The sequence below is a fragment of the Haladaptatus halobius genome (genome assembly GCF_020618475.1).
GTDB lineage: Archaea > Halobacteriota > Halobacteria > Halobacteriales > Haladaptataceae > Haladaptatus > Haladaptatus halobius.
Genome location: NZ_CP085337.1, coordinates 25,337 through 48,427 on the forward strand (window position 1 = coordinate 25,337; position 23,091 = coordinate 48,427).

General features: G+C 61.3%; 17 protein-coding genes. 8 read left to right on the forward strand and 9 right to left on the reverse strand.

Features of this window, described 5'->3' with window-relative positions:
* Positions 1-48: 48 nt before the first annotated feature.
* From LIW51_RS24125 to LIW51_RS24135, 3 genes are read right to left on the reverse strand one after another with little or no spacing between them, the layout of a single operon-like run.
* The gene (locus LIW51_RS24125; RefSeq protein ID WP_227378685.1) at positions 49-882 is read right to left on the reverse strand and encodes a carbohydrate ABC transporter permease; all 834 of its coding nucleotides are present in this window, start codon (positions 880-882) and stop codon (positions 49-51) included.
* Positions 879-1,805, reverse strand: a complete 927-nt coding sequence (locus LIW51_RS24130; protein ID WP_227378686.1) for a carbohydrate ABC transporter permease — start codon at positions 1,803-1,805, stop codon at positions 879-881. Before LIW51_RS24130 ends, LIW51_RS24125 begins: the two co-directional genes overlap by 4 nt.
* Position 1,806: 1 nt before the next feature.
* Positions 1,807-3,198 (reverse strand): ABC transporter substrate-binding protein, encoded by a 1,392-nt coding sequence (locus tag LIW51_RS24135; protein ID WP_227378687.1) that lies wholly within the window; start codon positions 3,196-3,198, stop codon positions 1,807-1,809.
* 192 nt (positions 3,199-3,390) lie between these two features.
* On the opposite strand from LIW51_RS24135, the gene LIW51_RS24140 reads away from it, so the two are divergent.
* The 3 genes from LIW51_RS24140 to LIW51_RS24150 all read left to right on the forward strand — a co-directional run bounded on the left by LIW51_RS24140 (position 3,391) and on the right by LIW51_RS24150 (position 8,561).
* Complete coding sequence (locus tag LIW51_RS24140; RefSeq protein ID WP_227378688.1) at positions 3,391-4,359, forward strand: D-2-hydroxyacid dehydrogenase; 969 nt, start codon at positions 3,391-3,393, stop codon at positions 4,357-4,359.
* Positions 4,360-4,617: 258 nt separating this feature from the next.
* Positions 4,618-5,400, forward strand: coding sequence for an IclR family transcriptional regulator (locus LIW51_RS24145; protein WP_227378689.1), 783 nt, complete (start codon positions 4,618-4,620; stop codon positions 5,398-5,400).
* An 830-nt stretch (positions 5,401-6,230) separates the two neighbouring features.
* Positions 6,231-8,561 (forward strand): glycoside hydrolase family 3 N-terminal domain-containing protein, encoded by a 2,331-nt coding sequence (locus LIW51_RS24150; RefSeq protein WP_227378690.1) that lies wholly within the window; start codon positions 6,231-6,233, stop codon positions 8,559-8,561.
* A gap of 78 nt (positions 8,562-8,639) precedes the next feature.
* Here the strand turns inward: LIW51_RS24150 and LIW51_RS24155 are convergent, their stop codons facing one another.
* Both LIW51_RS24155 and lacZ read right to left on the reverse strand, forming a co-directional pair.
* A complete protein-coding gene (locus tag LIW51_RS24155; RefSeq protein WP_227378691.1) occupies positions 8,640-9,521 on the reverse strand; it encodes a fumarylacetoacetate hydrolase family protein in 882 nt (293 codons plus the stop codon).
* Between the two features lie 50 nt (positions 9,522-9,571).
* Positions 9,572-12,697 carry a beta-galactosidase, LacZ type gene (gene lacZ / locus LIW51_RS24160; RefSeq protein ID WP_227378692.1) on the reverse strand — a complete coding sequence of 1,042 codons (3,126 nt, stop codon included), beginning with the start codon at positions 12,695-12,697 and terminating at the stop codon, positions 9,572-9,574.
* A gap of 282 nt (positions 12,698-12,979) precedes the next feature.
* Here lacZ and LIW51_RS24165 point away from each other — a divergent pair, with 282 nt between their 5' ends.
* The 5 genes from LIW51_RS24165 (at position 12,980) to LIW51_RS24185 (ending at position 18,687) form a co-directional block, all read left to right on the forward strand.
* The gene (locus LIW51_RS24165; protein ID WP_227378693.1) at positions 12,980-14,560 is read left to right on the forward strand and encodes an ABC transporter substrate-binding protein; all 1,581 of its coding nucleotides are present in this window, start codon (positions 12,980-12,982) and stop codon (positions 14,558-14,560) included.
* 117 nt (positions 14,561-14,677) lie between these two features.
* A complete protein-coding gene (locus LIW51_RS24170; RefSeq protein ID WP_227378694.1) occupies positions 14,678-15,607 on the forward strand; it encodes a carbohydrate ABC transporter permease in 930 nt (309 codons plus the stop codon).
* Between the two features lies 1 nt (position 15,608).
* A complete protein-coding gene (locus LIW51_RS24175) occupies positions 15,609-16,496 on the forward strand; it encodes a carbohydrate ABC transporter permease (RefSeq protein WP_227378695.1) in 888 nt (295 codons plus the stop codon).
* Positions 16,497-16,634: 138 nt separating this feature from the next.
* Entirely contained in the window at positions 16,635-17,864 is a 1,230-nt protein-coding gene (locus LIW51_RS24180; protein ID WP_227378696.1) for an ABC transporter ATP-binding protein, read from the forward strand.
* 91 nt (positions 17,865-17,955) lie between these two features.
* Complete coding sequence (locus tag LIW51_RS24185) at positions 17,956-18,687, forward strand: hypothetical protein (protein ID WP_227378697.1); 732 nt, start codon at positions 17,956-17,958, stop codon at positions 18,685-18,687.
* Here the strand turns inward: LIW51_RS24185 and LIW51_RS24190 are convergent.
* The 4 genes from LIW51_RS24190 to gfo6 all read right to left on the reverse strand — a co-directional run bounded on the left by LIW51_RS24190 (position 18,684) and on the right by gfo6 (position 23,090).
* Positions 18,684-20,351 carry a TCP-1/cpn60 chaperonin family protein gene (locus LIW51_RS24190; protein ID WP_227378698.1) on the reverse strand — a complete coding sequence of 556 codons (1,668 nt, stop codon included), beginning with the start codon at positions 20,349-20,351 and terminating at the stop codon, positions 18,684-18,686. The two genes, LIW51_RS24185 and LIW51_RS24190, sit on opposite strands and share 4 nt — an antisense overlap.
* An 81-nt stretch (positions 20,352-20,432) precedes the next feature.
* On the reverse strand, positions 20,433-20,624 hold the full coding sequence (locus LIW51_RS24195; protein ID WP_227378699.1) for a hypothetical protein: 192 nt from the start codon (positions 20,622-20,624) through the stop codon (positions 20,433-20,435).
* Between the two features lie 74 nt (positions 20,625-20,698).
* Positions 20,699-21,931, reverse strand: coding sequence for a mandelate racemase/muconate lactonizing enzyme family protein (locus tag LIW51_RS24200; RefSeq protein WP_227378700.1), 1,233 nt, complete (start codon positions 21,929-21,931; stop codon positions 20,699-20,701).
* A 67-nt stretch (positions 21,932-21,998) separates the two neighbouring features.
* Positions 21,999-23,090 carry a D-xylose 1-dehydrogenase Gfo6 gene (gfo6, locus tag LIW51_RS24205; protein ID WP_227378701.1) on the reverse strand — a complete coding sequence of 364 codons (1,092 nt, stop codon included), beginning with the start codon at positions 23,088-23,090 and terminating at the stop codon, positions 21,999-22,001.
* Position 23,091 lies beyond the last annotated feature (1 nt).

Sequence of the window (23,091 nt, forward strand, 5' to 3'; positions counted from 1 at the left end):
GGTCGGTCGAACTGTTGCCGTTTGGTGGTTGGTTCATTGTATCTCGGCTCATACTGTGAATGCGTTCTCCAGGTAGTTCCGGGCCACGAGGTAGATGATCGTTGGCGGAGTGCCGATGAGGAGCGTCTCGGCCATCAGCTTCCCCCAGTAGACGCGCTCGCCGGAGCCGCCGCCGATGGTGCCGTACAGCACCGGCACCGCCGGAACCGGTCCCGTGCCGGTGGTGAGTAGGTTGGCGAACAGGAAGTCGTTCCATCCCGTGAGGAAGGCGAGGAAACCGACGGCGACGATTCCCGGCGCGGCCAGCGGGAGGATGACTCGCAGAAACGCCGAGAACTGCGTACAACCGTACACTTGAGCGGCCTCCTCGATGTCCTCCGGGAGCTTCGAGAAGAAGTCCCGAAGGATCCAGATGGCGAAGGGGGTGACGAACACCTGATACGCCAGGATCATCCCGGGGATGGTGTTGTACAACCCTAAATCGTTCCACAGATCCATGATGGGGATGACCAGCAGGATATACGGGAACATCATCGCCGAGATGATGGCGTAGAACCCTGCCGTCTTCCCATAGAACTCCTTGCGGGCGAACGCGTACGCGCCGGGGATGGTGATGGTCAGCGCCAATAGCGCGGTGCCGGCGCCGATGAGGAAGCTGTTCACGAGGTTGTCCTTCAGCTCGGCGAACCCGCTCGTCCACGCCTCCAGCGTGGGTTCGTACGGAACGACGTGCGGGTCGCCGAAGAACTCGGTCGGCGGCATGAATGACACCGACACGATGAACAACAGCGGGATGAGGTTCAACAACACGAGGAACGCGACGATGCCGTAGGTGGTTGCCTTCAGCGTCACCCCCGCGGCGTCGTACCCTCGCGAACTCATGCTCCCGCCTCCTCGCTCGCGCGCTCGAACTCGCGGATGAACACGAACACGAAGCCGATGGTCAGGAGGAGCAGGATGACGCCGACCGCGTAGGAGACGCCCATCCGACCCTGCCCGTAGGCGAACCGGTAGAGCAACACCGCCAGGATGGAGGTATCGTAGCCCGGACCGCCGTTCGTGAGCTGTAACACCTGCGAAATCTTGGTCATGTTCCAGATGAGCCGGATGCTCACCGCGACCAAGATGGCGCTTTTCAGTTGGGGGAGCGTCACCCGGAGGAACGTCTGGACGCGGTTGGCGCCGTACATTCTGGCGCTTTCGTACATCTCCTCGGGGATGCTCTCCAGATTGGCGGAGATGATGAGGAACATGAACGGCCAGAACGTCCACGTCGTCACGAACACGATGACCCCGAGCGCCGTATCGCCGTGACTGCCCCAGTAGATAGTCTCCTCCAAGACGCCCCATTGGGTGAGGTAGCCGAAGAGGGGACCGAGGTCGGGTTCGAGCAAGTACGCCCAGATGGTTCCGGTCACCAGCGGCGGCACCGTGTACGAGATGAGGAACACGCCAGTGACGAAACTCTTCCCTCGTCGGAGTTCGCGCACGGCTAGCGCCGCCGCGATGGCGACGATAAGCTGAAACAGTGTGGTGAGCGTGAATATCAGGGTCGCCTTCAGTGACGTGTAGAACGGTTCCCAGCCGAACAGGAATTCGTAGTTCGCCAGCCCGACCCACGTCGGCTCGCCGCCGAACGGCCAGTTGTTGAAGCTCATGTAGATACCCTGCACGAACGGTATCCACATCAGCAGAACGAGGAAGACGAGCACCGGGAGTATCAGCAGGTAGGAGAACCAGTTCTCCGAGAGCGTCTCCCGATAGCGCTCGGTTCGCTCCCCGTTCAGGATGTTCTGTGTGGACATCTCAGATTTTTATCTGGTTCCGGAGCTGTTTTGCCGACCGGGTACAGGCCTCCTCGGCGGAAATCTTCCCGCGAACGGCCTGCTGGAACAGCGGCCCGGCGATGTTGTACTGGATGGCGTTCATGCTCGGGTGACTCGCCCATCCGTGCTCCATCCCCTCGACGGTCGTCTCCAGCGTGGAGATGAAGTTGCTGTTTCCGAGGGCCTTATCGTTCTTCAAGCCGCTCCAGACGTCCTTTCTGACGGGGAGCGTCGCGAGCGACCGCGGCACCTCCTTCTGGAACTCCTTCGAGAGGAGCTTGTTTATCCACTTGATGGCGGTGTCCTCGTGTTTTTTCCAGACGTTCGATTTGACACCATCGGGTTTCCGCATGAGTGCGACGCACTGGGTGAAGAACTCGCCGCGGTTCCCGGCCTTACCCTTCCATGACGGGCCGAAGACGATGGTTCCGTCTTTGAGCTTATCCTCGGCACGACTCCGAAACAGGCCGAAGTCCTTCGTGCTTCCCTGGTACATGCTCACCGACCCGTCGACAAGCATCTGGGCGACCCCCTCGTTGGACGCCGTCGGAGCCTTGTCCGACGAGAGGCCGTGTTTCCGATAGATGTCGACGTACTGCTTGGTCGCTTTCTTCCACACGTCGTTATCGTACGTAACGTCCGACCAATCCTTGTCGAGATACATGCCGTCGTAGCCACCCTCCGAGGCCGTCCACGTCACGAGCGCCTCGTCGGTCACGTCGCCCTGCGCGCCGTAGATCTGGAAGCCGTAGTCGCCCGGCCCCTTCTTCTGGAGCTGTTTTGCGACTCGTAGGAGATCTTGGTAATCCTTCGGCGGGAAGTCGTCCTCGATGGAGAGACCGGCCTTCTTGAAGTGGTCGGCCCGTGCGATGAACGGCGCGCCGACCTCCATTCCAACGGGAATCTCGTAGAGGTTCGAGTCGAACCCGCGATAGCAGCTCTGTGCCTTGTCGAACGCCCACTTGACGTTCTTCAGCGCGTCGTCATTGAGTCGATCCTTGTATTCGTCGACCGGCTTCACCCAGTCCGGTTCGATGAACTGTCCGTTGAGCGAGTTCGTCGAATCGTAGATAACCGGACGATTCCCGTTCTGGATGTTGTTCTTCCACTTGCCGCCGTTGATATCGTCCCAACTGGACCAGTTCATCTTCATCTTGACGTCATGGTTCTTCTCGAACTCCTTTACCGACGACTCCATCAACGTCTTGGCGACTTCTGACTGCGAGTGGAAGTACTCCCAGTACTCGAAGCTGTCTCCGCCTCCGCCGGAACCGTTTCCACCTGTGATGTTGCTGATGCAGCCGGATAGCCCCGCAATTCCTCCGATACCTGCGGCTTTGATAAACTGCCGTCTTCGTGTCTCGCCCGACATACAGTGACACACGTGAACACAGGGATATAAATCTTTGGTCAACAGGGTTCGAGCAGACGAAATCACCGAAACGACAGCAGTAACTGAAATTTGATACGTATCTCGACAGGGGAAACACTAATAAACCACCTTGGAGATTTTAAACCGTGCCGCGGGAAGAGCGTTGCTCACGCCCGTCGGCGGAACCCAACTATGACCGACGAAACAGATATCCTCGTACTGCGAAGCGACACGCACGGACTGCCGGCGGAAGCGTACGCCGACCTACTCGCCGACCGACTGCCAGGTCACCACGTCCGGCTCGCCCGGACGCCGTCGGAGGAGCGCGAACTCATCCGAGATGCGCGTGTCGTCTCCGGCGTCGACATCGACGAGAGCCTGCTGGAGCACGCGGAGAACCTTCGATTGTTCGCGGGCGTGGCGGCGGGCTACAACCACCTACCACTCGAGACGCTGGCGGAGATGGACGTCGCAGTGACCAACGCGTCGGGAATCCATGCACCGAATATCGCGGAGCAGGTTCTCGGATACGTGCTGACCTTCTCGCGCCGCTTTCGGGAGGGGTGGGAGCGCGAGAGGCGCCGCGAGTGGCGGCACTATCAGGCCGACGAGTTGAAGGGTAGCACCGTCACCGTCGTCGGTCTCGGCGCGATCGGAACGGCCGTCGTCGAGCGGTTGGTCGGGTTCGGCGTCCACACCATCGGCGTCCGATACACACCCGAGAAAGGCGGTTCGACGGACGAGGTCATCGGATTCGAACAGGAGGAGTTCCACGACGCTCTTTCGCGGACGGACTACCTCGTCATCGCCGCACCGCTGAGCGACACGACGCGAAAGCTCATCTCGGACGATGAGTTCCAGACGCTTCCGCCGAACGCGACGGTGATCAACGTCGGCCGCGGGAAGATAATCGACTCCGATGCGCTGGTCTCGGCAATCCAAAAGAATCAGATCGACGGTGCCGCACTCGACGTGACCGACCCCGAACCGCTCCCGGCGGACCACCCGCTCTGGCGGTTCGAAAACGTCGTTATCACCCCACACAACGCCGGTCACAGCCCGAAACACTGGGATAGATTGGCCGACATCGTCGCGGACAACGTCGAACGGCTCGACGAAACAGGTACCGTCGACGAACTGGAGAACGTCGTTCGATCGTAAAACCGACGCCGGAACCGAGAACCCCGAACGGAGCGCGGAACCGCGGATGTCGTCATCGGTTTCGTGAGTGGGGGTTCGGAGTTTCGCAGTCGACGTTCTGGCGGCGACTTGGCAGCTGATTTCCGAGCTGGCACTTCCCCGCCCCGTGAAGTCCCCAGGTGATTTCCTGTCGACGAGCGTCCGGGTCAAGATTGTTGAACGACGTGAACCGCCGAGAGAGGGCGCACATTTAAAACAAAGAGGGCTGTCGGTACGAACATGAACGACGATTCGTCCGAGACAGGCGCTGGGAACACGCTCGGGTCGGTCGAGAAAGCGTTCACCATTCTTGAACAGCTCAAGACGGTGGAGCGAGCGGGTCTCTCGGAGTTGTCGAACCAGTTGGATATTCCGAAGAGCACGGTTCACATCTATCTCCAGACGCTTCGGAAGAGTGGTTTCATCGTGCGCGACGGCGATGAGTACTCCCTCAGCTTCCGCTTCCTCGAATACGGCGGGAGTTTCCGCAACCAGTCGAAACTCTACCAAGTTGCGAGGTTAGAAGTGGATAAACTCGCACTGGACACCGGCGAAGTCGCAAACCTCGGAATCGAGGAGAACGGACTGCGCGTGCTGATCTACAAATCGGAAGGGCCGGAGGCCATCCACGACAACGCCCCCATCGGCGAGTACACGAACATGCACTGGACGGCGCTCGGAAAAGCGATGTTGGCCCACTTTCCGACGGCGCGCGTGGAGTCCATCATTGAGACGCACGGACTGCCACGGGCGAACGAGCACACGATAACGGACGCCGACGAACTGTTCGCCGAACTGGAGCGCATTCGTGAGCGGGGATACTCCGTCGAGGATCAGGACCGGAGACAGGGCGTCCTCACCATCGGTACGCCGATTATGAACCGGAGTACCGACGAAGTCATCAGTGCGGTTTCGGTTTCGGGGCCGAAGAGTCGCGTGGACGAGTCGAGCCGGATCGACGACCTCGTTGCCGCCGTCAAGAAAGCGGCGAACGTGATCGAACTTCGTTACTCGCACTACTAACGGTTGTCCTCTTTCGAGACGAGTACCCCGGTTCGGACGAGAAGAGTGATTCAACGATATTGAACGAGATCCCGCACATGGATTCGTGAGCTCTCTTTTAGGGAAGACGTTACAGACCTAAGGATGTAATCAAGGATTCGCTTCGTCGTTCTCGGTGTGGCCGATCGAAACTTCGTCTCTATCGTGTATTGTTGGTTCCAACGGACCTCACGCGTCGTTGATACCGGATGTCGAGCACGCAATCGAGGGGTTTAGGTAGGGCAGAAGTCATAACGTAAGCATCATTTTGTTCAACATCGTTGAAATCCGGAGCGGATAGCGACAGTCCGACATCGACATCGTCGTTCTGTAATGGGGAATGACTGGCAGTCAATGGCGATTCGATGGCGGTTCGAAGGCGGTTCGGTGGAACGCGGTCGTCTCGGGAATGGGGGCGCTGCACACGATACGCCAACGCTGCCCTGCCGTTACAGCAATACGACTGTAAAGGAAGAACGCGGTAGTCAAGAAACACGCCGACAGAGGTAATTCGAACACGACGCCACCGTCGTTCTGTTCTCTATCACGGAATCGAACATTTCTCACTTCGACGGTCGTTTTCCTCGAATCGTTCAGGTTTTTTCTTGTGATGCGGTCACCCCCGACTATTCCGGCGAATCTCACGCTCGCCGATTCGACCGAATGCTCCCGAGTAGTTCTGAGAAAGAGAACGATACTGCCGGAGTGAATGCGTCTATCGCGGACGAACGTGTGCGTCACGGAGAAGTATCGAGTCGAAACGGCGTACCCCGTCCGAATTATTAAGAGACGGGGTTACGAGAACCTAAACGATGCAAACCGGATCAAATCGCGGAGTTCATCGAATCTCCGTCGAACAGCGAGTAGAAGTGCTCCTAGACCGGATGACGCTGGAGGAGAAGGCCGCACAGTTAGGATCGGTGAACGCCAAGAAACTGCTCGACGACAACGGAAACCTGGATCAGGAGGCCGCCGAAGAGCACCTCAAAAACGGTATCGGCCATTTGACTCGTATGGGCGGTGAAGGAGGTCTCTCCCCCCGCGATGCCGCGAAGCGGACGAACGAACTTCAGACGTTGCTTCGGGACGAGACACGACTCGGTATCCCGGCGATTCCGCACGAGGAGTGCCTGAGCGGCTACATGGGCCCTGAAGGGACGACGTTTCCTCAGACGATGGGACTCGCCAGCACGTGGTCACCGGAGCTCGTCGCGGAGATCACGTCCACTACCCGGACTCAATTGGAGGCGATCGGCACGGCGCACGCGCTCTCCCCGGTTCTCGACGTCGCTCGCGACCTCCGGTGGGGTCGCGTCGAGGAGACGTTCGGCGAGGATCCGTACTTGGTCGCGGCGATGGCGTGCAGCTACGTGAACGGTCTGCAGGGCGATGGAGACGGCGTCTCGGCGACACTCAAACACTTCGCCGGGCACGGTGCCGGCGAGGGCGGGAAGAACCGCAGTTCGGTCACCGTCGGTCGGCGGGAACTCCGCGAGACCCACTTGTTCCCCTTCGAGGCCGCCGTCCAGACGGCCGATGCCGAGTCCGTGATGAACGCCTATCACGACATCGACGGCATCCCATGCGCGAGCGACGAGTGGCTGTTGACGGACGTTCTCCGCGGCGAGTGGGGTTTCGACGGCACGGTGGTCTCCGACTACTATAGCGTCGAGTTCCTGCGGAGCGAGCACGGTATCGCGGCGTCGGAACGGGAGGCTGGCGTGATGGCCGTCGAGGCCGGCATCGACGTGGAGCTTCCCTACACGGACTGCTACGGCGAACACCTCGTAAATGCCGTCGAGGGGGGTGAACTGGCCGAAAAGACGGTCGAGGAGGCAGTTCGCCGTGTCCTTCGCGCGAAAGTTCGGAAAGGACTTCTCGACGACTCGACCGTGGATGTCGCCGCCGCCGCCGATCCGTTCGGCACCGCGGAAACGAAGGAGCTCTCCACGCGCGCCGCCCGCGAATCGATGACCCTCCTGAAGAACGAGGGCGATCTCCTGCCGCTGGTCGGCGAGGAGACGGAATCCGTCGCGGTCGTCGGGCCGAAGGCCGACGACGCGCAGGAGCTGATGGGCGACTACGCGTACGCCGCACACTATCCCGAAGAGGAGGTCGAACTCGACGCGATGACGCCGCTTGACGCCATCGAGGCCCGCGGCAGGGAAGCCGGGTTCGATGTTCGCTACGAGCGCGGCTGCACGACGACCGGCCCCTCGACCGAAGAGTTCGAGGCGGCCGCCGACGCGGCAGCCGGCGCCGACGTCGCCGTCGCGTTCGTCGGTGCTCGTTCCGCCGTCGACTTCTCAGATTTCGACGAGGAACAGGCCGACCGCCCGAGCGTACCCACCAGCGGCGAGGGGTGCGACGTGGTCGACCTGAACCTCCCCGGCGTCCAGCAGGAACTCGTCGAACGCGTCCACGAGACGGGTACTCCGCTGGTCGTCGCCGTCGTGAGCGGGAAGCCCCACTCCATCGAGTGGATCGCAGACGAAGTGCCCGCAGTCCTCCACGCGTGGCTCCCGGGCGAGCGCGGCGGCGAGGGAATCGCAGAAGTGCTGTTCGGCGAGCACAATCCCGGCGGCCACCTCGCCGTCTCCATCCCACGGTCGGTCGGCCAACTGCCGGTTCACTACGACCGGAGGCCGAACACCGCGAACGAGGAGTACGTCTACACGGAGAGCGCACCGCTGTACCCGTTCGGCCACGGGCTGAGCTACACCGACTTCGAGTACGACGACCTCTCGCTGTCGACGGACGCGCTCGACCCGGCCGGGAGTATCACCGCCGAGGTCACGGTTCGAAACGCGGGCGACCGCGGCGGACACGAGGTCGTCCAACTATACGCCAGCGCGGAGAATCCGAGCCAAGCCCGACCGGTGCAGGAACTCACCGGGTTCGAGCGAGTGTATCTCGACGCCGGCGAGTCGAAGCGCGTCAGTTTCGAGGTCGATGCCTCGCAGCTCGCGTTCCACGACCGCGACATGAACCTCGGCGTCGAGGGAGGCCCCTACGAATTCCGAATCGGCCGGTCGGCGAGCGATATCGTCGCCGCGGCGACGTTCGAGGTGACCGCGACGAAGGACGTGCCGGCGACCGGCCGGACGTACTTCACGGAGACGCGGATCGAAGACGGCGAATAGCCAGCCGACCGTGGAGACGGTTCTCGTTTCCCAGAAAAACCTATTAATGAGTGGGCGCTATCGCGGTGCCAAGGTAGCTCAGACGGTAACCGTCTTGTTCACTAGACGCCCGATTTGGTCGATGTCGATGGTGACCTCGTCGCCTTCGAGGAGGGTGAACGTCTCCGGGGGGACGAGGGCGGTACCCGTGAGCAGAATCAGCGTCTCAGGCAGGTTGTTGTGGCGGCGGAGGTATGAGACGAGTTCCTCGCAGGAGGTCGTCATCTCGCCCGTCGAGGTCGACCCCTCGTAGACCATCTCGCCGTCGCGCTCGATCACCAGCGACATCGTGAGGTCGTGGGGATCCGTTATCGTCTCCGGGGTCGAGACGCAAGGGCCGATGGAGCAACAGCGGTCGTACACCTTGGCTTGCGGGAGGTAGAGCGGATTTTTTCCTTCGATGTCTCGGCTGGAAACGTCGTTACCAATGGTGTAGCCGACGACGTCGCCGCGGTGGAGGACGACGCCCAGTTCCGGTTCCGGAACGTTCCAACTGGAGTCACCGCGTACGCCGATTTCCTCTAGCGGGCCGACCGTCCGCGACGGCGTCGCTTTCAGGAACAGTTCCGGTCGGTCGCTCTCGTACACATCGATGTAGACCTCCGGTTTCCCACTCTCGGATTCGCGGGCCTCCTCGCTGATACGGTACGTGACACCGGCCGCCCACACCTCGTCCGCGATGACCGGTTGGATGGCGTTTTCTTCGAGAACGTCCCTATCGATGCGGTCGGAGTCGTCGAGGCGTTTGCGGGCGATGGTGTCGATGGACTCGTCGTTCGCGTTCGCCGCGCGGGCCAGCGCCCTGAACGAGCCGAGGTCGGGCGATGCGGAGGTCAAATCGTACGCGGTTCCATTGTCGGCGACCACGACGAGAGAATCCGTGGCTGAACGCTCTCCACCGGGGAGTCGGTAATAGCGCATACAGTATGATGAATGGATGGTGTTAAAAGAGTATCGCCACGACGACTTGGTCACTGCGAGAGGGGACGGAACTCGACGCCAAACTCGAACGCGTCAGGGTCGACGCGATACCGTTCCAGCGTCGGCGGGCCGCAGCTCCCCGAGCCGAGCCCGCAGTGAACGTGGCTCAGCGACACCGTGATTTCATCGCGGTGCGGGAGTTCGTGCGCGTGCTCGGCGTCGTCCAAATCCTCGATCGTATAGCGGTGTGCGCTGACGTCGAACAGCGAGTCGGCCGTGACACGGAGGCCGAGACCCTGCGCGTCGTCGAACGTCACCCACCGGACGTCGGTGCGATTGCCGTTTTCCTGCGGTCTGACGTACGGTGTGTGTAACTCGTCCACGGTCTTCTCGTACCGACCGACGAGTGTCGATTCCTTACTATCGACGTACGACTCGCCGGGGCCGCGACCGTACCAAGTGACCCGATCGAAGTCGTCGCGGAGCGTCAAGTCGAGGCCGACGCGGGGGAGCGACGGCAACGTCGACAGGTCATGCTCCGGCTCGAGTCGCGTATCGATTTCGACAACACCGGTATTCTGTATCGTGTACCGTTGTTCCGTGGCGAAGCCATGGTCGAATATCGGTGGAGCGAGACGCCCCTCGACGGAGATTTCCACACTCTCGTCCCCGTTCATCTCGTGAGAGACAGCGTTGGTTCGGAACCGGTGTTCGTCGAGGCCGTGCTCTCGCCAGAGCTGTTCGAACCCGACGCTTCTGATATCCGCCTCTTCGAGCGGTTCTTCGTTTTCGTACAGCTCCGTAAGACGGGAACGGAGCCGCCGAGAACAAGGTAATCCGCTGTCGTTGTCCGTCGGTGCCCGCCAGAGTCCGACTCGCGGTCCCTCGGCCAAAAGGTCCTGCCCCTGGTACGTCAGTGAGTCGATGACGCCGTACGTCGCGTCGAAAACCAGTTCGAAGTGCGCGTTCGACACGACGATCTCGTCGTCGGTCGTCTCACAACCGAGCGGAGCCGAACTACCCGCGACTGGTATCGCCGGTTCGCCGGAGGCAGGCAGTTCGAACTGTCCGGTTGCGACGGTGTAGTCCGCCGGTGCCCACTGAGTCCGCGTCGCCAGCGACACCTCAACCGCGAGCAGATTCTCGGCATCGACCTCAAGCTCGTCGAACTCGACCGGTACCGTCACGGACTCGCTCTCGCCGGCACCGACGTTCGGTAGATCGAGCGCGCCGCTCCGAACCATCTGGCCGTCTGCTTCGATGCGCCAAGTCGCCCGGAGATGGTCGAGCGACCGGAAGTCGTAGCGGTTCTCGACGGTCAGAACGCCACGTTCGATGTTCTCGGCCGAGAGCACGACGGGTTCGATGACCTTCTTGTACTCGGTCAGACCGGGCGAAGGGTCGCGGTTCGGGAAGACGAGACCGTTGATGTTGAAATTCCCGTCGTTGGGCTCGTCGTCGAAGTCGCCGCCGTAGGCGAACCACTCTTCGCCGTCGTCGGTCATCCGCCGGAGTCCTTGGTCGATCCAGTCCCAGACGAAACCACCCTGCAGACGATCGTACTCGTAGAACAGGTTCCAGTACTCGCGGAGGTTTCCGGGTCCGTTACCCATCGCGTGTGCGTACTCACAGGGGATGACCGGGTGCTTCGGGTCGTCCTCGGTCGCCCACGATTTTAATTGCTCGAGGGGAGGGTACATCGGCCCGACTATATCGGAGACTTGCTGGTCAACGTCCGGTTCGTAGTGAATCGGTCGCGTCGGATCCCGTTTCCGGGTCGCTTCGGCCATCGCCTCGTGGTTTGCGCCGAAGCCCGACTCGTTACCCAACGACCAGATGACCACGCTCGGATGGTTCTTGTCCCGCTCGACCATCCGCACCATCCGGTCGACGTAGGTGTCCTCCCACGCAGGGTCGTCGCTAACGTGCTGAACCTCGTCGGCGTACTCCATCCCATGACACTCGATGTCGGTTTCGTCGAGGACGTACAGCCCGTACTCGTCGCAGAGGTCGTAGAAGCGCGTGTCGTTCGGGTAGTGGGCCGTCCGAACAGCGTTGATATTGTGACGCTTCATCATCTCGACGTCCTCGCGCATCGTCCGGAAGGGTACCGCGCGGCCGCGGTCAGGATGGAAGTCGTGACGATTCACACCACGAATAGTCACTGCTTCTCCGTTGACCAGGAACCGGCCGTCAGCGATTTCGACCTCGCGGAATCCGACCGTCTGAGGAACGACTTCCGTCACCGTCCCGGCGGCATCCCGTAGCGTGACCAACAGCGTGTAGCGGACAGGCGTCTCCGCCGTCCATTTGTCGGGCTTCTCGACGGTCGCCTCCGCGGTGACCGTCGCCGTTTCGCCGGACTCGAGGCCGGCAATTCCGTCGAGTTCGGCTACGGTCGTCCCCGACTCGTCGAGCAGCGTCATCTCGACGGTAGCAGTTTCCGCGCTGTTACTGGCGTTCGACACGTCGACTGCCACACCGAGCCAACCGTTCACGTATTCGTCGTCCAAGCCCGTCCGAACGTCGATATCGGCGACGTGCATCTCGGGGACAGCGTAGGCGTACACGTCGCGGAAGATGCCGCTGAGCCACCACATATCCTGATCTTCAATGTAGCTACCGTTAGTCCACTTGTACACGCGCACGACAACCGTGTTCTCGCCCGACTTGACGTAGTCGCTGACGTCGAACTCCGAGGGTAGTCGGGCACCCTCGCTATAACCGACCCGCTCTCCGTTGACCCAAAGGTGGAACGCGGAGTCGACGCCTTCGAAGTGTAGCCGAACCCGACGCTCGTCCCACTCCTCGTCGACGTGGAACGTCCGGCGGTACGACGCCGTGGGGTTCTCCGTCGGGACGTTGGGCGGATCGGCCGGAAAGGGGTAGATGACGTTGGTGTAGTGAGGGTTGCCGTACCCCTCTGCCTGCCAGTTCGACGGGACTTCGATACTATCCCATTCGTCGGTGGCGATCGACGAGTCGTGAAATCGCTCGGGGGCGTCGCCCGGCGTCGCCGCCAGATTAAACGCCCACTCGCCGTTCAGCGTCACCACCCACGGCGATGCGCTTCGGACGCCGCCCCATGCTGTCTTCGAATCGGGATATGGCAACACGTCCACGTGCGGCGCTATTCGATTACGACCGACGATTCGCGGATCTGTATAGTCGTCCATGACACTCTCAGAATTCATTCCGTCGGTGATTATTCTTCCGGGCGAGTGCGGAGAACATGCCGGCGTTACGGCGTGCCGACGGACGAGGTTCCGACAAAATCCGACGGTTTCCGTGTATATCCGTCCACGACTAGCTCGCTGTCGGAGCGACGCCATTGCGTGGGTCGTTCAGCATCGAGATATCGCCGAGAGGCCACTGTCGCGATACGAGATTCGAATTTAGGGGGCGACGTCACGACGATCCCCGGTAGTTATATAATGCTTCTTTACAACAATTGGAGTATGTCGTCGAGAGATGACGGTACCGAGGGTTCCGTTTCGGAATCCGTTGAGGGTACGAGTGACCAGACGGAGGAGTATTCACGCCGTAAGTTCATGGAGACGGCCGCCGCCATGGGTGGAGTCGCTGCATCGACGAGCCTAGCCGGATGCCAGGGTCTCGGTGGTGATGGCGGTACCGATGGTAACGGCGAAGGCGATTTCCTGTGGTGGACGATGCGAGGCTACATCCCCGCAGAGACGAAGGCCATCAAAAAGGCGGCCAAGGGCTACGAAGACGCTGCCGACGAGAAGATCAACGTGACTACCAACGTCGTCGTTTGGGATCAGGTATTTCAAGAGTGGAGCGCCTCCATCGAAGGCCGTTCGATGCCGAACGTCTCCGAGATGGCGTGCGAGCACGCGGTCGATTTCGGCAATCGGGGCGCGGCCCGACCCAACACCGAACTGTTCGACAAATACGACGACTGGTACGACACGATCTCGGCGTGGGGTAAGTTCGACGGCGAGTTCTGGGGCCTTCCGTGGTTCATGGAACTTCGCACCAGTCACGTCAACATGAACCTCCTCGAGAAAGCCGGCGTGTCCAAGCCGCCGGAGACATGGGCGGAGCTCGTCAAGACCGGACAGGCCGTTTCCAAGAACACCGACGCCTCCGGATTCACGACGCCAGGTGCACAGGACTTCGTGACCGGTCAGAACGTGACCGCGTTCGCCCACCAGTCCAACGCATCCCTGTACGATTATTCCGATGGTAAGTTCAAGGTCGAGATCGACAGCCCAGGATCGCTATTCGCCCATCTCTGGACGCTGAGTCTACGCGAAAAGTGGAACATTGCCCCAGGCGGCTGGGGTGGTATCGACACGACCGCCGCCGAGGAGCTTTATCGGAAAGAGCGAACGGCTATCGCCCACAACCCGACGGATTTGGCCCGCAGCCTCATCGACCCGCAGGATGGCGTCTCCAAGGATAATAAGAAATTGGCCGAGGCAACGGAGTTGACCCCGATGCCGGCTGGCCCGAACGGGAAGCGACAGTCCTTCATGGGCGGGAGCTGCTTGACGACGTTCAAGCAGAACGTCACCCGTCACGATATCGATGATAAGCTCTCGCTTGGCTTCATGGAGTACATGACGCAGCCGGACACGCTGAACAAGTACTTCCCGGTCTCGGCGCCGAACTTCCTGCCGGTTCGACGCGGACAGGAGGAGATGGAGTTGTTCACCGACAACCCGACTAAGATTCCAGACTCCTGGCTGAAGGCCCGCCTGAAACAGGCGCCGAACGCCGTCCGATACGGTATCACCGGTGCCGGGCGTGCCGCTCCGTTCATGGGTTCGTTCGAGGGAAGTACGTCGGGCTACTCGACCGCCATATCGGGGATGATCGGTTCCAACAAGGATCCCAAAAAGGCGCTCCGCAGTATGGCCAACAACGCCCGATCGACGATCAACGACGCCGACTACACCGACTACGAGTTGAAAAAGAACAACAACGGCCCGTCGCTGGACGACGCCCCGGATGCCGTCAAGCCGTGGATCAACGGAGACGGCGTGCCCAAGATTTACAATCCGTACGCGTAACGAGAACCGCCGCCGCGTCAGTTCGCCTACCGTTCGGCAGCGGTGGCGTTTTCGACGGTAGGAGCGGTAACGATGCACATAAATTAAAGTATCTGTGCGCCACTCTCCCGATAGAGCATGTCAAAGGTTACCTCGTCGTTCGGTGGCATCGCCGTCCCGGAGGAGTACCAGTACTGGCTCTCGAAGGAGAGTCTCTGGGGATGGTTGTTCCTGTTACCGTCGCTAGCGGCGCTCGCACTCATCAGTGTCGTCCCGATTCTGCGGGGAATCGCACTTAGCTTCTACGAATACGGAGGCCTTCAAGAGGACGTCTTCGTCGGATTCGAAAACTACGTCGAGGTCTTCGGACTACCCGACTTCTGGGTCGTCATGAAGAACACATTCGTTTGGTCGTTCGCCGCCGTGGTTCTGATGGCGGCGGTTGGGTTGGCGTTCGCCGTTCTCCTCAACCGGGAGTTCAAAGGGCGCTCCGTCGCAACCACGCTCCTGTTGCTCCCGTGGACGATTCCGTTTATCGCGGTGGCGCTGAACTGGACGTTGCTATTCAACTACGAACTCGGGATGTTCAACGGTCTCTTCAAAGTCCTCGGGTTCGGGAACGGTGTCGAGTGGTTAGGTCGGTCACGATACGCGCTGTTCTCCGTGATGCTGGCGTACGTCTGGCGAAACTTCCCCTTCTTCATGATCACCTTCCTTGCGGCGATGAAGGGGATTCCACAGGATCTCTACGAGGCGGCTCGGGTCGACGGCTCGACCCGATTGGATCTGTTCCGCCACATCACGCTGCCGTTTCTTCAGCCCATCGGCGTCGTGACGACGCTACTGATGAGCTTGTGGACGCTGAACCACTTCACGCTCGTCTTCGTGATGACCAGCGGCGGTCCCGGAAACTCCTCGATGGTGTTGCCGGTGTACATCTACAGGCAGGCGTTCATCCAGAATGAATTTGGCATCGCGGCCGCGATAGCGGTCGTGATGTTGGTCATCATGCTGGCGTACGGGATGGTGTACTTGCGGTTCTATCAAGAGGAAGTCGGAGGGAAATAACATGGCGAGCAAAACGCGAGAGACGGATGAACTGTTCGGCGTCGAAGTATCACCGAAGACTGCAAAGTGGACAAAAAAACTCGGCTTCCACGCGTTGCTGTGGTCGTCGATTTTCGTGGTTCTGTTGCCGGTCTTCTGGATGGTCGTCGTATCGCTGAACCAGGTCGCGTTCGACACGTTCATCCGAGACCCCGGCGCTTGGCTGGGGGGCGTGAGTTTCGACGCCTACCGTCGGATGTTGTACCAGACGAATTTCCCGATTTGGTTCCGTAACAGCGTCATCGTCACGGTGGCGTCGACCGTGCTGAGTATCCTCATCTGTACGTTCGGGGCCTACAGTATCGGCCGACTCGACTTCAAGGGTCGCAAGGCGGTGGCGACGTTCCTCTTGCTCACGCAGATGTTCCCCCTCATCTTGGTGGCGGTGCCGTTGTTCCTCATCTTCCGGAACATCGGCTTGTTCAACAGCCTCTTCGGGCTCACGATCGCGTACGTCGCGTTCGTGTTGCCGTTCTCGATATGGATGCTGCGGGGCTTCTACGAGAACCTCCCGGAGTCGCTAGAGGAGGCGGCGATGATCGACGGCAGTACCCGCATCGGCGCGGTCATACGGGTCATCGTCCCGCTGTCGGCACCGGCCATCGCGACAACCGCCATCTTCGCGTGGATCTTCGCGTGGAACGAGTTCGTGATGGCGCTCATCCTGATCAACGACGACGGGAAGATGACGCTCCCTCCGGGACTGGGCTCTTGGGTCGGCCAGTACACCCTCCAGTGGGATCTGATGATGGCCGGTGCGCTGGGCGCGACCCTCCCGCTGTTCGTCATCCTGTTTTTCCTCCAGAAGTACATCATCAACGGTCTGGCGGAAGGCGCGGTCAAGACCTGACGCCATCCTCGCTGCCGACCGTCGATGCGGTATCGCTGAGGGCGGTGACGATCGCCGCACCGCTTACCCACTCGCGCAGATCGTATTTGTACGACCAACCAAAGTAATAAATAGTTACGATAGGAACCTTCCTTCAGCATGAGTCGAATCTTGTTCGACAGTGTAACGAAGGTTTACGGCGAAGACATCCTCGCCGTCGACGAGTTCGATCTCGGAATCGACGAAGGGGAGTTTCTGACGCTCGTCGGACCGAGCGGTTCCGGGAAGTCAACGTTGCTCCGAATGGTCGCCGGTCTCGAGGAGATAACCGACGGCGAGATTCAAATCGGCGATACCACCGTCAACCGACTGCCGCCGCGTAACCGAGACATCGCGATGGTGTTTCAAAACTACGCGCTGTATCCGCATCTGACGGTGAGCGAGAACATGGCGTTCGGTCTCAAGCGCTCGACGGAGCTTCCTTCCGGGGAGATCGACGAACGGGTCGAGGAAGCGGCCGAGTTGATGGGTATCGGTGATCTGCTCGACCAGAAGCCGAAGCACCTCTCTGGCGGCCAGCGACAGCGTGTCGCCACCGGGCGAGCTATCGTCCGCGACCCCGCGGTGTTCCTGTTCGACGAGCCGCTGTCGAATCTGGACGCCAAGCTCCGAAAACATATGCGGACGCAGCTTCAGCGTCTCCAGCAGACGCTCGAAACTACGACGATCTACGTCACGCACGACCAGGAGGAGGCGATGACGATGAGCGACCGTATCGCCATCCTCAACGAGGGAACGCTTCAACAGGTCGGTTCCCCTCGTCAGGTGTACAACCGACCGGAGAACGCGTTCGTCGCGCAGTTCATCGGCAGCCCGTCCATGAACATGTTCGTCGCGGAGCTGGATCGAACCGGCGATCGACCTCGGTTCACGGGCGACATCGAAGTGGACGTTTCCGAACGTCGAGCCGAGTCGGTCGCTAGCCACAGTAACGCCGACCAATTCCTGCTTGGCATCCGCCCGGAGCACATCGAGGTTCACGAAAGGGCGACCTCGGAGTCGGTGCCAGCGTACGTCGATATCATCGAACCCTTGGGGAGCAACGATCTGTTGTACTTCGAACTCGAAGACGGTATCGGCGTCGACGGCGTCGTGGCCGAAGACGTCGACATCGGCGCGGACGAGGAAGGCGACGAAGAAGAGTACAAAGTGTTCATCGAGCCCGGTTCGATTCCTAATCGGTACGAGAACGGCGATACCCCCGTCTACCTGACGTTCGACACGGAACACGTGCATGTGTTTGACCCGCAGACCGGGGAGAACCTCGACAACGAACGGCTCTCGGCGACTGAATCTCGGACGGGGTCCGCTAAAGGGGCCGGCGACTAACTGTCGTGGTGAGAGCTATGCGAACACCGAGTATCCGTGTTGGGCGGCGAACGAAGCAGTTCGACCGGTCGACGACCACCCTCGTACACGCATGAGCCGGGACGATACCCCCGAGTCCGGGTACAACATGGACGTCGACTCGAACGCCGACCCTCACGCGCCGGGTATCGGCGTCGACGCGACTGCACGGACGTGGCGTCGGCTCGGCCGCGAACTGACGAACGCACGGAGTATCTCCGGTTTGGTCGGAACGGTCGAGCGGTACGGCTGGATTCCGCCGCTCCTCGGGTTACTGCTGTCTGGCGTTGCGAGGGGTATTTTCGAGCATCTTTCGGAACCGTTCGCCATGTCTCAGGGGTACGTCTTTTCCGGGTGGCAACTGGCCCTGGGAATCAACCTCTTCTACGGATTCTTCTTCGTCGCGTTCTCGTGGTTCCTCTACTTCGGCGTCATCGGCGCCTTCGCGGGGTACTTCTCTGAGGAGACGAAGATGGAGACGACGGTTTTCAAAGTCGGCGGATATCTGATGGTGTTGTTCGTCCCTCTGGTGGCCGTCGGCTCGGCTCTCGCCCTGACGATTCCGGCACCGGAGCCGGTCGTCGCGGGTGCGGCACCGGCCACTGCGGTTGCACGAACGCACGAGGTAGTGGCGGATACTCACCAGATGCGGATCGTCGGCACGATGATGGCGAGCGGGTGGATACTAGTAGGATTCTTGATGCTCCCCATCGTAAGCGAACTCTACGACGTCGACAACAGAGCTAGCGTCCTCTCCGTACTTCCGGCGACGCTGGTTGCGGTTACTGCGACGCAACTTCTCTAGTCGCTGTCCTGTTTCTCACCGGGTTCGTACGTCGGCTCTTCGAGCACGCGGTCGACCGTCGGCTCGCGCTCGTCCAACAGCACGCCGTCGATGCGAGTAAGAGAGTTGACAAATTCGATAGCCCGAACGAGCCCCGACACCCGGATCTGAAACGGGTCGAGACCGCCGCCCTCGGCCGTCACGTCGTCGACGACGGTTCCGTCGCTCGAGACGGCGGCCCGGTGGTGGCCCGCGTCGTGGCGAACTCGCAGTTCGATCAGCGCATCCAGCGGGTTCAGACCGGCGTTGGCGGCCAGCGTCTTGGGAATCGACTCGAGTACGTCCGCGAACTCCTCCGCGGCGAGTTGCTCGCGCCCGTCGAAGCGCGTCGCCAGCGATCTGACCGCACGGGCCGCCGCCACGTCCGCGGCTCCACCGGCCGGAAGCGCGGCGGGGGTTTGGATGCAAGCACGTAGCGCGTTCTTACCGTCCCTGATACGGCGTTCAGCTTCCTCGGCGGCCGTCCGCGTGCCGCCCCGAACGACGAGCGTGACTGCCGGTGCTTCGACGCCAGCGGAGGGTTGGAACGCAACCCAATCTTCGTCGCGGCCGGTGTCGCGGAAACGTACGGTAGCGTTACCGAGCGTGACGGCGTCGATTCGACTGTCCGGTCGAACCGGCCCGCGAGGAGTCGCACCGGTCGCCCGTGCGATGTACTCGAAGTCGGTGTTCTTGACGTTTCGAAGAAGAACCACCCCATGTCGGGCCAACTCCTTGGCGATAGCCATGTCGACATCGCCGGTCGCAACGACGGCGACGGCGTCCGTCAGCCCGATGTTCGCGGCGATCTTTTCGCTCTCGTCGAGTCCATCGGAGGTTCGCTCCGCGTCGGTCGCACTCTCGACTGTGACGTTCACGTCGGCCGCGAGACTTCGGGATTGGAGGCTCCCCTTTACGAGCAACACCGCCCCCGTCGCCGGAAGGAGTCGTTCGGCGGTCACGACGTTCTCGGGAAGTACGACGCCCTCGACGAGCGTCGAGTCGGCGACGCTCCCGCCCGGTACGGCGATCGTCTTGGCGTGATCGAGTCGGACGCTGCCGTTCGCGGGGTCGGAGACGCGCAGAACTCCGTCGACGACCGTGTCCGCGAACTCGCCGAGCGGCCACGACCCGTTCCGACCGTTGGTCATCCCAGTCATCACGATGGCACGTAACCGAGTGCGATCGAACTCTCCGGCCGAATCCGTCAGTGGAATCGACGTTTCGTTCCACAGTTCGATCGTCCGCTGGCCGCCGATCGAAAACCCCTCGATAACGTCGGTCGGGTGGACGCCCCGGTCGACAAGATCCATTGCCGTCGACAGCAGCTCTGACGCTAGCAAAACCATCGTCGTCGAACCGTCGCCGTAGTCGTCCTCGTGATCCTCCACCGCTCGGATGAAACGTTGCGCGACCGGATGATCCGTCTCCCCCTCGAACTCCTCCATGATGGCGCTACCGTCGTTGCTGACGAACCCCCGGAGTTCGCCGTCGGACATCCGCCGGACGATCATCTTATCGATCCCCCACGGTCCGAGCGTACTCCGAACCAGGTCTCCCATCTGTCGTGACGCATCTCGGATCATCCGTCGCGTCTCCGGGGACGGTACCGTCTTCCAACCGGTGTACAGTTCGTTCGTAGTCATGGTCTCCTCGGGAACGGAATACTGTATCGATATGGGTAGAGTGTCATAATTGCACCGGAACTGCTGCCGACCGTCATTAAGTTACTGAACTAACATTTTATCGTAGGCGAACAGCGCGGCGATGAGTATCGACGCCGCGTACGCCACCTCCACGATAAGTGGTTCCTGCTGCCCGCGAAGCCATGCGATGCCGGCAGCCGTGACGACCACGGTTGCGACTATCAGCGCCAGGAGAATACCGACGTTGCGCTGCTCGTTGAGGTTGGCAGACATTAGCATGACTTCGGCCCTCTTCCTATAAATAAGCGGTGATTCGGGGCGCAGAAATCGGTTCTCGATTCCGTGGGTCAGTCGAAGAGCGTCTCGCCCGCAACCGTGTGCTCGGAGACGGCGTCTAAGTCGAGCGTGAGACCGAGACCGGGTTTCTCGGGGATCTCTATCCGACCCGCCTGGATGAGGTTGTCTTCCTCGATGAGGTCTTCCCACCAACCGAGTTGGTAGGAGTGGTACTCCACCGCCAGCGAGTTCGGGATGGCCGCCGCGACCTGCGCGGACGCCATCGTGCCGATGGGCGAGGAGACGTTGTGCATCGCAACCGGAATGTAGTACATATCCGCGAGGTCGGCGACCTTCCGCGTCTCGCGCATGCCGCCCACGCGGGGCAGGTCGGGCGCGATGATGTCCACCGCCTGCTGTTCGATGAGTCTGCGGTTGCCGTGCTTGCGGTAGACGTTCTCGCCCACGGCGATGGGCGTCGTGGTGGACTTCGTGATCTCCTCTTGAACGTCGTGGTTCTCCGGGGGAACTGGATCTTCGAGCCACCACACGTCGTACTCCTCGAGCGCGTCGGCGAGACGCCTCGCGCTGCCGCCGGTGAACGACCAGTGGCAGTCGAACGCCACGTCAGCGCGGTCGCCGACCGTTTCGCAGACTTGCTTTACAATTTCGACCTTGTGGTCTATCTCGGGGCCGCGGAGGTGACGGTTCGCACGGTCCTTCTCGTGGCCCGAGGGAACGTCGAGGTCGAACTTGATGGCGTCGTAACCGAGTTCGGAGACGACGCGTTCGGCCTCCGCTGCGTTGGAGGCGGGTTCCGACTCGTCACCGGCGTGGCAGTCGCAGTACACTCGAACCTCGTCGCGGTACTTCCCGCCGACGAGCTGGTAGGCCGGCACCTCGAGGAGCTTCCCCGCGACGTCGTGGAGTGCGATTTCGATACCGGAGATGGCGGAGATGGTCTTCCCGGAGATCGACCCTTCGCCCGACATCTTCTGGACGAGGTGTTCGTAGAGGCGGTCGATATCGAGGGGATTCTCGCCGACGAGGAAGGGTTTCATCCGTTCGATGATGGCCGTGTCGCCGCCGCCCCAGTATGCCTCGCCGGTTCCCGTGACGCCGGCGTCGGTGTAGACGCGAACGAGAATCCACGGGTAGTTGCCGTCCACCATCGTCGTCTGCACGTCGGTTATCTCTGCGTCGCGGACGCCGCCGCGACGGTTGGTGAGACCCATCGTCTCGGCCGAGAGGTCGCGCATCGTATACTCCGCGTTCGGGTCGCGCAGCTTCGCGTGGTCAACCATTGCGTGCGAGATATTCCCTGGGCCGGTAGTAAAGCTTGTGAATCGACGGGGGTCGTCCGGGCCGAAACTATTCGACCGCGACGCGTTCGCCGGTGTCGGCGGCCTCGTAGATGGCCGCGAGCGTCCGCATGTCGACGAGGGCGTGTTCGCCGTCGGGCGAAGGCGTGACGCCGCGGAGGACGCGGTCGGCGAAGTAGTCGAACTCTTCGGTCATCTCATCGCCCGTGACGTCGCGGCGACCGTCGTCGATCTCAACTTCGCGTTCGTCGGGCTGTCTGAGTCTGAGCGTCTGCGGCGTCTGCCCGAGATAGGCGGGTTCGAGGAGTAGCTCTCCCTCAGTTCCCGCGACCCGGAGGTGGCCCGACAGGTGGGAGTGCTGGCTGGCCGTGCAGGAGGCGTACGTTCCGTCGTCGAACCGGATCGAGAAGGTCGCGTGTTGGTCGGGGACGTTACGGAACGCTTCGTCTTCGGAGTGCATCTGCGCGGTCACGCTCACGGGGTCGGCGTCGAGGACGAACCGAGACGTGTTCAACGGGTAGATGCCCAGATCCATCACCGTCGCGCCGTAACCCGCGAGTTCGGGGTCGAGTCGCCACTGGTCGGGATCGGCCGAGACTATGTCGAGCATCTGTTGCCCCATGTGTCCGTGGACGGCGACCGGATCGCCGACCGCCCCGTCGCGGACGAGTTCGCGCATCCGACGAACCTGCGGGTCGGTCTGCATCCGATAGGCGACCATCAGGGGCACGTCCTCGGCGGCCGCGACGAGCTCCTCGGCCCGATCGAGCGTCGCCTCCATCGGTTTCTCGCAGAGAACCGCCTTCCCGTGCTCGGCCGCGGCTTCGACGTACGGGAGGTGGTACGCGTTCGGCGTACAGACGTACACCGCGTCGTACTCGTCGGTCGCCTCGCCGTCGACGAACTCGTCGTAGGTGATGGCGGCGTCGACGGTCGCGGATTCGTCGGCGACCGCTTCGGCTTTCTCGCGGCTACTGCTGACGGCGACGGTCGTCTCGCAGAACTTCGACCGCTCGACCGCCGGAATCGCCTGTTCGCGCGTCCACCAACCGAGCCCAACCATCGCGAGGCGGAGGGTTCCCGACTCCAACTCCTCCCAGTCCCGCTGTCTGACGTTGCTCAGGTAGTCATCGACTGCCATG

Coding starts and splice junctions, on each gene's coding strand:
- LIW51_RS24180 (WP_227378696.1), top strand. CDS start 16,635: ATGAGTCGAATCTTGTTCGACAGTGTAACGAAGGTTTACGGCGAAGAC.
- LIW51_RS24140 (WP_227378688.1), top strand. CDS start 3,391: ATGACCGACGAAACAGATATCCTCGTACTGCGAAGCGACACGCACGGA.
- LIW51_RS24185 (WP_227378697.1), top strand. CDS start 17,956: ATGAGCCGGGACGATACCCCCGAGTCCGGGTACAACATGGACGTCGAC.
- LIW51_RS24165 (WP_227378693.1), top strand. CDS start 12,980: ATGTCGTCGAGAGATGACGGTACCGAGGGTTCCGTTTCGGAATCCGTT.
- LIW51_RS24175 (WP_227378695.1), top strand. CDS start 15,609: ATGGCGAGCAAAACGCGAGAGACGGATGAACTGTTCGGCGTCGAAGTA.
- LIW51_RS24145 (WP_227378689.1), top strand. CDS start 4,618: ATGAACGACGATTCGTCCGAGACAGGCGCTGGGAACACGCTCGGGTCG.
- LIW51_RS24170 (WP_227378694.1), top strand. CDS start 14,678: ATGTCAAAGGTTACCTCGTCGTTCGGTGGCATCGCCGTCCCGGAGGAG.
- LIW51_RS24195 (WP_227378699.1), bottom strand. CDS start 20,624: ATGTCTGCCAACCTCAACGAGCAGCGCAACGTCGGTATTCTCCTGGCG.
- LIW51_RS24130 (WP_227378686.1), bottom strand. CDS start 1,805: ATGTCCACACAGAACATCCTGAACGGGGAGCGAACCGAGCGCTATCGG.
- LIW51_RS24155 (WP_227378691.1), bottom strand. CDS start 9,521: ATGCGCTATTACCGACTCCCCGGTGGAGAGCGTTCAGCCACGGATTCT.
- LIW51_RS24125 (WP_227378685.1), bottom strand. CDS start 882: ATGAGTTCGCGAGGGTACGACGCCGCGGGGGTGACGCTGAAGGCAACC.
- lacZ (WP_227378692.1), bottom strand. CDS start 12,697: ATGGACGACTATACAGATCCGCGAATCGTCGGTCGTAATCGAATAGCG.
- LIW51_RS24135 (WP_227378687.1), bottom strand. CDS start 3,198: ATGTCGGGCGAGACACGAAGACGGCAGTTTATCAAAGCCGCAGGTATC.
- LIW51_RS24200 (WP_227378700.1), bottom strand. CDS start 21,931: ATGGTTGACCACGCGAAGCTGCGCGACCCGAACGCGGAGTATACGATG.
- LIW51_RS24150 (WP_227378690.1), top strand. CDS start 6,231: ATGCAAACCGGATCAAATCGCGGAGTTCATCGAATCTCCGTCGAACAG.
- gfo6 (WP_227378701.1), bottom strand. CDS start 23,090: ATGGCAGTCGATGACTACCTGAGCAACGTCAGACAGCGGGACTGGGAG.
- LIW51_RS24190 (WP_227378698.1), bottom strand. CDS start 20,351: ATGACTACGAACGAACTGTACACCGGTTGGAAGACGGTACCGTCCCCG.